Here is a 1,352-nt window from a genome sequence, read left to right as displayed (position 1 = left end):
GAGCGAAGCGGAACTCAACAGCTGAAGCGATAGCGCAGCACCGCGCAAGCGGTGCTGCGCTATCGTTGCAAATCAGCCGCCGACGAAGGAGGTCGGCTGAATTTGCCTTGTTGGGCCGCTCTTAGTTATTTCGACTTCTTATTTTCAGAATGGATAAAACCACTATATACGATTGATCCTGGAATAGCATTACCGAGTCAATTTCTATAGCTAGCAGAACGAATTGCCCATTTAGCCATCAAAAATGTAATAGCGAGAATTATGAGGCTTGGGATAACGATAAATGCAGATGGCATCAAAGCTTGATCTAGAGGGAGGTTCACTAACCCAATTAAGCCCTTTTGCTGATTTAGCCCATAAAGGAAAACAGCAAGCACAATAGACGCCAAGAAATATTCAAGTTTTGGACTCGGATGGTGTCTTGGTATCGCCTTTTCTCCACTTCGACTAATCCACTGGCGTTTATTATTGTCTATTGTCGTATCTTCCCTTGCAATATCTCGTATTAACAAGAATATTTGCCATGCGTCTTCTTCGGTTAAATCTCCGGTAACGCCCGTCAGTTGCTTCATCTCTTGGATGTAGACTTCTCTTAATCCATCGAAGGTAATGTCATTTCCCTCGATGATGGCAGAATACGCACGCAAAGCTGTACATTTGATAAGACTGCTTTCCACAGATCGTTTTGCGTACTCAAATACCGCAAAGGAAACACAGCCCACAATTCCCACGTAGACGGAAATATTGACAATCAATGACGGAATGCTTGACGTGTCCAATTTTCGCATCCTTAATGGGCTATGATTTAGGGGTAAAACGAGATAACATATGCTTGTGGAGCATGCTTTCAATATCGTCAATCTTTTTTACTTTTTGGGAATCGTTATTGTATTGCTTCTTCATTTCCGCGATTTCCTCATGGCCTATCGCTCTTAAGACGAATTCGCCATCCTCAAGGTCACTGATCTCCTTCCAGTTCTCTCCACCCGGATGCCCGAGTAGTTTATACTCAAATAAATAGATGCAATCGGAAGGTAATGCTTTTCTTACGATGCCGCCCGATGGCGTTAAGATAATGTAATCGAGAAGGAAGCCGAAAACTGCGCGTAGCGGACCAGGCACATTGTCATCCTCGTATCTGGTCATTTCCATAACTAAAACCATTTCGAAGGCATCACCGCTTTTTAAGGAGTATGATCTATTGTCCTTCCATATTGTGTTATCCTGTGTGAGTATTACATCTGAGTGATAAATCCAGCTTGCTTTTGGCACCGTTGGCATTTCCCTCAGATATAACTTCACATGTAAGGTAATCGTTCACTCCCCCTATGCTGCTGCCGGGATGGCTGGGA

The 1,352-nt window shown here is 43.7% G+C and carries 2 protein-coding genes; both read right to left on the bottom strand.

Translation table 11 applies throughout. From position 1 onward, the window contains the following. Window positions 1-197 precede the first annotated feature (197 nt). On the bottom strand, window positions 198-755 hold the full coding sequence (locus CAPSK01_RS21660; RefSeq protein ID WP_273703006.1) for a hypothetical protein: 558 nt from the start codon (window positions 753-755) through the stop codon (window positions 198-200). A gap of 43 nt (window positions 756-798) precedes the next feature. After that, window positions 799-1,302, bottom strand: a complete 504-nt coding sequence (locus CAPSK01_RS03260; protein WP_273703005.1) for a hypothetical protein — start codon at window positions 1,300-1,302, stop codon at window positions 799-801. Window positions 1,303-1,352 lie beyond the last annotated feature (50 nt).

The sequence above is a fragment of the Candidatus Accumulibacter vicinus genome, from assembly GCF_000584955.1.
GTDB classification, from domain to species: Bacteria; Pseudomonadota; Gammaproteobacteria; order Burkholderiales; family Rhodocyclaceae; genus Accumulibacter; species Accumulibacter vicinus.
This window is presented reverse-complemented; position numbering and strand designations above follow the sequence as displayed.